4 protein-coding genes, 1 tRNA gene and 1 pseudogene are annotated in these 8,391 nt (G+C 40.1%); all 6 read right to left on the reverse strand.

Annotation, left to right across the window (positions count from 1 at the left end; all coding sequences use genetic code 11):
• Positions 1–35: 35 nt before the first annotated feature.
• Positions 36–3,479: a type I restriction endonuclease subunit R gene (locus CWB65_RS03710; RefSeq protein WP_138739914.1), complete on the reverse strand. Its 3,444-nt coding sequence runs from the start codon at positions 3,477–3,479 to the stop codon at positions 36–38.
• Between the two features lie 70 nt (positions 3,480–3,549).
• Entirely contained in the window at positions 3,550–4,686 is a 1,137-nt protein-coding gene (gene csm6, locus CWB65_RS03715) for a CRISPR-associated ring nuclease Csm6 (protein WP_138739915.1), read from the reverse strand.
• A gap of 128 nt (positions 4,687–4,814) precedes the next feature.
• Positions 4,815–5,480: a DUF6998 domain-containing protein gene (locus CWB65_RS03720; protein WP_138739916.1), complete on the reverse strand. Its 666-nt coding sequence runs from the start codon at positions 5,478–5,480 to the stop codon at positions 4,815–4,817.
• A 20-nt stretch (positions 5,481–5,500) separates the two neighbouring features.
• Positions 5,501–6,741 (reverse strand): annotated as a pseudogene (locus CWB65_RS03725) (integrase domain-containing protein).
• A 187-nt stretch (positions 6,742–6,928) separates the two neighbouring features.
• Positions 6,929–7,018: transfer RNA gene (locus CWB65_RS03730), tRNA-Ser, on the reverse strand.
• A 185-nt stretch (positions 7,019–7,203) separates the two neighbouring features.
• Entirely contained in the window at positions 7,204–8,244 is a 1,041-nt protein-coding gene (gene nadA / locus CWB65_RS03735) for a quinolinate synthase NadA (protein ID WP_058429118.1), read from the reverse strand.
• Positions 8,245–8,391: the final 147 nt, after the last annotated feature.

Here is an 8,391-nt window from a genome sequence, read left to right on the forward strand (position 1 = left end):
TGTTTAAGCGCGGTGTAAATTACGCGCTTATAAAATTAAAGGTGTATTTGCTTTTCAACGCTTTGGGCTTTGCTGCCTAGTTTTACATCAAACTGCTTAATAAATTGCTCTATTACGTCGGCTTGTTGCTGGCTAAATACGCCATCGAGGCCCATGTCGTGTATTTGTGTAAAAGGTGCATCGTAAAGCTGGGCTATTTCAATAGCGCCGTGGCGAATTAAGTGGTTTTTTAACATACCAATAAAGCGCTGTTGTTTGGCGTTTACATGAGTGTGTATTTGCTGCACAAAGGCAGTAAAGCTGTGCTCTATAGCGTTTTTATCCATGCCGACTATGGTACGCAATATTTTGTCGAGCGTCGCGGTTGATTCAGGAAAAAACTCTTTTAATGTATTTAAATCAACACTTGGGTTTTGCGTATGCACTAACGAGCTTAATTGCGCTAAGTCGGCTTCGGTTACTTGTTCGCCGTTGCGAATTTTTTTAAGTACGCTGTCGGTTTCAAATAACGGGGTGAGTGTTTTTTCTACCTCTTGGCGGTATATTTGATAATCAATAGAGACTATTTTTGTAAGCCTATCAGCTTCGTGTATTTGGTTTTCGTCTTCAGTTATATCAAGTACAAAATCACGTGTTGGTGGCTTCACGCTTTTATTACGCAGGTGAATAATACTGCGTAAATTAATGCGGCTTTGCTCAAGCGCTGCATGGGTTAAATACTGCCAATATTGCTGTGTTTGTATTTCTTCTATTGCAGGTGCTTTGCTACGCACTTCGTTTAGGTGCATTTGAAGCGATTCAACCTTGTTCATTACACTTTGTTTAGCTAAATCAATTTGGTTTTCATCGGTAAATATTAGTGTTTGGATAGTGGTTAGCTCTAAATCGAATTTATACGCTTCACTTTGCCCCATTATGTTACGCCATTGCATAAGTGGCGCGACTTTTTCAAGCAGATCGCTTACTGTTTGCGGTGCAAATTGATTAAGACGTTTAAAATCCTTACAGGTTTCGACCACTAGCCAGTTATCGCGCACCGATATTGATTCCATTGGCAGTAAGCAAATATCGTCGTGAATTAATTTAATTGTTTGATCAAACACATCCATATTTGCTTTTTTGAGGGCCGTTTGTGCAAGGGTTACCCGCGCTTCAAATAGTTTTTGCAGTAACGATTTTGCTTGTTTTACGTCGTCTTCTTCTGGGTTTTCGTCAAAGTATTCAAAGTTTGCCCAGTGATCGAATATTAAAAAGTGAGTTTTGTGCTGCCCTGGTCCGTATAAGTTTTCGCATAAGCGTGTGCCACGGCCAATCATTTGCCAAAACTTTACTTTTGATTTTATGGGTTTGGCAAATACAAGGTTTACGCATTCAGGCACGTCTATGCCGGTGTCGAGCATATCGACCGACACTGCTATACGCATGCTGTTTTCGTCGCTTGATTTAAAATCGTCTATTAGCTCTTCGGCCCGTTCGTACTTTGAGTGAATAACGCGGCAAAAATTAGCACCATGCTGCGGGTAAAGCTCACTAAATAACTGGGCCATTAATTCGGCATGAGCTATGTTACGAGCGAATATGATTGTTTTACCGGGCAGTTGGCCGTCTTTATCGCGCAGACCTTTCTCCATTAAGTTACGAAGTATGAGCCTGTTGGTGTCTTTATTTTTAATGGCTTCGTCTATTTGTTTTGCGTCAAAGTCGAGCTCGTTAGGGTCAATGCCTTGCTCTTCTAATTGGGCTATTTGCTCATCGGTTAGGTTGTCTTTTTTAATGCCTTCGCGCAAAAACTGTGTGGTGTAACTTACAATTTTGTAAGGGACTAAGTTACCTTGCTCTATGGCGTCTTCAAGTGGGTAGTTGGCTGTGGGTAGTTTGTAATCGCAACCAAACAAATCACACGTTGAGCGCGATACCATTTCTACCGGAGTGGCGGTTAAGCCTACCTCGAGTGCATCAAAGTACTTAAAAATATCACCATATATATTGTAAATTGAACGGTGGGATTCATCAGCTATTATTAGGTCAAAATAGCCTACGTCGTACTTGTTCATTATGCGTAGCATACCTGGGTACGTTGCTATAAACACCCGCGCGCTGGCTGCTGTGTTTTTAGCGCTTTTACCAACAATATGTACTGGCTCTTTGGTGAATTCGGTAAAGGCATTACCCGCTTGTTTACGTAGTTCTTTTCGGTCACATAAAAATAGTACGCGCTTAGCCCAACCTGCATCGAGCAGCCGTTTAGCAAGGGCAATAGATACGCGTGTTTTACCTGTGCCGGTTGCTTGAACTATAAGGGCTTTGCGGTGTTTATCACTAAAACGCTCACACACTCGGGTTATGGTTTCCATTTGATACAAACGCCCTGCCACAGCAGTATCTATCGGCGTTTTATTTAAATCTTTTTTAAGTGTGCGCTGCTTTATTAAGTACTGAAGGGAATCTTTTGAGTAGTAACCGTATAAACCACGGCTATTATAGCCTTGCGTGTCGTCGAGAATTTTTATATCCCAGCCGTTTGAATAAAAAATAATAGGGCGTTGGTCATATTGCTTTTCGAGCGCATTGGCATAAAGCGTTGCTTGTTGGCGACCTTTTTCGATATTTTCGCGAGTGCGTTTTGCCTCTATTACCGCAAGTGGTTTACCGTCGTCATCCCATAAAACGTAGTCAACATAGCCTACGCCTGTTGTTGTAGGTTGGTCTGTTACTTTTACTTCTTTGCCTACGTCTTCTGTTGATTCGTCATCAAGTGCTACATTCCACCCTGCATTACGTAAATCTAAATCGATAATGCGTTTACGGGTTTCATCTTCGTTAAAGTTAAAACTAGAGTTAACAATTTGCTCATTGCGGGTTTTAACCTGAGCCAGCTTTTCAGCATCAATAGTTTGTTTTAGTTTTGCTGCTTGCTGCTGTGCTTGTTTTTGTGCAAGCTCTGCGGCTTCTAGTTCGTCAAGTGCGCGTTTTAAACGGGCCTGATTTTCGGCTAGCTGCTTGGTGAGTTGCTTGTTCTTTTTTACAAACTCGGCATCACTTTGGTTAGTAGGCTGTGTTTGCTCAGGCGCTTTAAACTCTGGGCACTCTTGTTGCGTGCCATTGGCATACGCCATAAATAAGTACGAGGCTACAAAGTAGCTTTCTTTTAATATCCAAATAGCTTGTTGTTGATCAACTTTGCCTTCGTGGGCTGCTTGATTACCACTTTTACGAATGGCGTGAAGTTTATCGGTAATTAAACGCGGTACGGCACTGGTAAAGTCGTCGGCGGTAAGTTTATCAAAAATGTTAGAAGTGGGTAAAACAGGTAAACTAAGTTCTTTATATAAGTAGCCTACTACTTTTTCGGCAAAGCAACGCAGCTTAACCAGTGAGCTTTGTGGATCGGTAATCGCATAGTCTTCTGCAAAAGCGGCTAACTGGTGTAGCTCTGGCCACTTAGATTGAATATGTTCAAAGTTCATTGATTGCTTCATTCCTGATTACTTCCTTATCAACTAATTTACCATGCGTTATTATTTTTATGCGTTTGCAAGCTTGCGAATATTAAGCCGTTATATTTATTTTTATATTGTGTGTTACTGCGCTTAACCAGTAGCTTGTTTCAAAGCTTTGGTTATTAGAATCAATCGCTATTTTTTTAGCAAGCTCGTTTGGTAACACCTTATTTATTTTACTATTTATGCGGCTACGCGTTTGTTGCACAAAGGTTTTTTCCATTACTTTTAAATTACTGTGTAAACCGTCTCTAAAATCTTCGGGCTCTATGCCAAACGTATCACGAAATATACGTAAATCACTGCTATTTTGCTGTAAATGTATGAGGTACTCTTTGCTGTATCGCAAAGACTCTTCAAAATCACGACCCACCACTAGCTTTTTATGTTCACTTTGGCTGTATTGGTTTAACCATAAATAGAAGGCAGTTTCTTTTGCGGTAAGTTTAATTTCGATACCTGCAAAGGTGAGCGTTTTTGCTTTTGCGTTTACTTCAAGGGTTAAATCTTTTTTATGCGCTGAGTTTAAGCTTGCTACTGTTTGGCTAAACGATGCACTTTGCATATTTGCAATGAGGGTTTCGTCGATAGATTGGCGCATTCGTACAAAGGGTATTTCGGCAAGGGTTACATTTGCATTAATACAGTTTACTTGCGTGCCATTTTTACCATCAATAATGTGGTCGTAAGGTGTTGGGTAGTAAAAGTCTCTAACAAATTCAAATTCGTTATTCACAAATACATGACTGAGCGAATCTTGCTCACGGCCTAATAATGACATGGCATAGCCTAAATAAAACGCCATTGTTTTACGTCCACCTGCAATGGATGCATGAATACTAATATCGTTTTTATTGGTAAGTTCAAACACTTTACGCGTAATAAAGTCGGCCATGTAGGTTTGTTCTATTTCAGATTTAGCATCATTAATAGGTTGGCCTTTGTCATCTTCTATTAGCCAAATATTTTCATCGGGGAGTTTAATATCAGGAAGTTTATAATCTGCTATTAATTTAGCTAAATTACCTTGCTTAAATAATCCATCGGTGAGCATAGCCTTGGTGCTTTTTGTTGTAATAACAAAAATTTCTTCAGGCATAGGCTTACCCTGCTGATAAAGCGCAAAAAGAGTTTCGGTTAATACCTGCGGGCTTGCACCGGTAACTATTAGTAGTACATTCTTCATCAACGATCCTTTTGTATGAGGAATCTGCATAATACATAAATTACATAGTTAATGAAACTTGTTTGAGCTCAGTGGATTAGAGGCCTTATTTCTTGCCTTTAAGCTACGGTGTATAAACAACAGTAGCTTTAATTTAATAACTCTTTAATCAACACAGAACCCAGCTGGCGTGTATTAAACGGATTCCCGTTGCCATTTAAAATTGAAATCCCTAACTCTTTAGCAATATCACGCAAGTAAGGCTTACTGGGTGTTACAAGCTCGTCATTTAAAAACACTTCAATAGTGCCGTTTTCAAGCTCCACCAATTTGTAGTTATTCCATATAACTTCTTTTACATTTAATAATATACGTGGCTTAACTGGTGCGTTTATTAACTTACTCATTGTAATACAGCTTTTTCCCGTTACTGCATCACTCATTAGTTTTTTAGCTTCTTCAACGGGCGCATCTAATAAAGTTTCAACTTGCATCTCATCTGTATTGATTCTTAAAATAATTATACGATCAACCAAGTTTAGCGTATTAGTATTAAAGCTTATATGGCCACCTGTATGCATTCTACCTGTTGTTTTGACTGATATACGCTCGCCACTGCTTGATACAACATCGTACCCCGCCTGGTTAACCTCTGTTGCCATGCGTCCATTTGTTATAAGTGCGGCGTACAGCTCCCCAATTCTACCTGTTAAATGTCTAAGCTCTGTTGCAGGTACATCCCAACTTAACTCCCTTTCTAACCAGCTCATTACTTCACCCAGCGACTGAATGATTTGCATTTGTGTTAAAGCCATTTTATATCCTTATTTTTCTTCTAACCAACTTTTAAAAGGTGCTTATGTCCTGATACCGACAATGAACCTTGAGATGCCTTTGCTATATGCTCACTCCACCAGTTCATCAACTCTCTACGTTTTTCTATATATTCAGCTCTATTATAAGCAGAACGAACCTGGTTTTTATCTACATGTGCCAGTGCGGCTTCTATTATATCTGGATTAAACTCATGCTCATTTAATGTTGTTCTTCCAAGCGAACGTAAGCCATGGCTTACTAAACGGCCCTCAAACCCCATGCGTTTTAGAGCCATATTAGCTGTCTCATTGTTGATATGGGTTCTCGGGTTTCTGTCTGACGGAAAAACAAAGTCTCTATGCCCTGAAATTGGTTTTATTGATTCTAATAACTCTATAGCTTGATTTGATAGAGGAATGGCATGCTCTCTGCGCTTTTTCATTCGTTCAGCTGGGATAATCCATAGTTTATTCTCAAAATCAATTTCATCCCAACGGGTACCGGCCGCTTCACCTGGGCGGGTAAGAGTATGTAACTGCCATTCAATCAAAAAGCGGGTTACTCGTTTAATTGACGCCGTTGCAAGCGTTTGCATCAATTCAGGCAGCTCTTCTGGTTTCAACGAAGGCATATTTTGTTTTTGCGGCTTTTTAAATGTTTCTTTTATTCCAGCAAGCGGATTAGCTTGAATATAACCACTATTAACTGCGTAGGTCATAACTTGGTTTAATCGTTGGCTTAAACGCTTAACTGTTTCTAGAGTACCTTTAGCCTCTATAGGCCTTAATATTTTTATTACTTGTGGTGCGTTAATTTTGCCAATAGGATATTTACCAATAACCGGCAGTATATGGTTATTTAATGATCGCCAAATATCTTCGCCATGAGCTTGCGTAAAATCAGGCTTTTTAACCTCAAACCACTCTAAAGCTACTTTATTTAGTGTTAACTCTTCTTGAGCCCGTTTAAAAGCTAAGGTTTCATCTCTATGCTCTTTTGGATCAGTCCCTAAAGCAACTAGTTCTCTGGCTTGTTGCGCTAACTTTCTGGCATTTACAATAGATACATCTGGGTACTTGCCTAATCCCATGTTGACACGCTTTTTTGTGATTGGATGGTAGTAATTAAAGTTCCAGAGCTTAGAACCACTCTTTCTAACTTTTACTTGTAAGCCGTTACCATCGGATAAAATTATATCTTTATCCTCTGCTTTTACTTTTTTAACGCTGTATCGGTAAGCTGCTTGGCTGATCTTGCCATAGAAAATGAATCCCACTCAAATTTAGTATTCTTTTATTATGGCAGCTTATTCAAGGAATACCATTTTAGATACTAAAGCTTTGAGCTTGGATGAAACAGCCTGGGACAGGGTAACACTCTAAGTCATTGATTTTGATTAGTTACAGACACAAAAAAGGACGTCCTGAGACGTCCTAATATTGAATGATGGTGGAGGAAGAGGGATTCGAACCCTCGTTAGGGATTAACCTAAACACACTTTCCAGGCGTGCGCCTTCAGCCACTCAGCCATTCCTCCACGGTGTTGCATAGCAACAGCGCGTTATAGTATGAAATAGGTTACGCAGGTGCAAGGCCTTTTTAAATATGTACTGTTGAATGGCTATTAATCGTGCAGTTATTTACTTTTTCAATAAAAAACGGCTAAACCATAAGGCTTAGCCGTTTTTTATATCAGTCTAGTTACTTTACATTTGCTAAAAACTATTTAGCCATACTCGCCGTAAAGTCTAGCATGCGGTTTAGTGACTTAAGTGCACCTTCACGCAAGTCCATATCTACAAATACCTCTTTACCTTGAGGGTCTATTAAAGCCTCCTCAATCGCTTTTAAGCCATTCATTGCCATCCACGGGCAATGTGCACAACTTTTACAAGAAGCGCCTTCACCAGCCGTAGGGGCGGCAAAGAACTCTTTCTCTGGGCATAGCTGCTGCATTTTATAAAAAATACCGCGATCAGTCGCAACAATAAACTTTTTATTAGGCATTGTTTGCGCTGCTTTAATCAGCTGGCTTGTAGATCCAACGGCGTCAGCAAGTGCAACTATTTCTGCAGGTGACTCTGGGTGAACTAAAACGCCAGCATCTGGGTGCAGTGCCTTAAACTCTTTCAATGCTTTAGTTTTAAACTCGTCGTGAACAATACATGCGCCATTCCACATGATCATATCAGCGCCGGTATTTTTTTGAATGTAGCTGCCTAGGTGTTTGTCTGGGCCCCAAATAATTTTTTCGCCTTGCTCGTCTAAGTGCTCAACAATTTCAAGCGCGCACGATGAGGTTACAATCCAATCTGCACGGGCTTTAACCGCTGTAGAGGTGTTTGCATACACCACCACTTTACGATCAGGGTGCTGATCGCAAAATGCTGAGAACTCATCAATCGGACAACCGATGTCTAGCGAGCATGTTGCTTCAAGTGTTGGCATAACAACCGTTTTGTTTGGCGTTAAAATTTTAGCAGTTTCACCCATAAAACGAACGCCTGCAACGATGATCATATCAGCGTCGTGTCTTGCACCAAAGCGCGCCATTTCTAAAGAGTCGGCAACGCAACCGCCAGTTTCTTCGGCAAGGGCTTGGATTTCAGGATCAGTATAATAATGCGCTACGAGTACCGCGTTTTTATCTTTAAGTAATTGCTTAATACGTGCTTTGTATTCGCCTTGCTCGTCGTTTGTTAACGGTGCTGGCTTTGGAGGGAAAATATAGCCTTCAGGCATAATAGTTTGCGCTAAACTCATGTTCTCGACCACTTATTTACAGTGTATAAATTACGGCGAATTATACGAGAATAAAAACATAAATAACAGCAAACTGCTTAAGCTTGTTTATAAAAAAAAGAATGGCATTTTAAAAAGAATGTAGCAGATGGTGGGTCATGATGGATT

The sequence above is a fragment of the Pseudoalteromonas sp. S554 genome, from assembly GCF_005930865.1.
GTDB lineage: Bacteria > Pseudomonadota > Gammaproteobacteria > Enterobacterales > Alteromonadaceae > Pseudoalteromonas > Pseudoalteromonas marina.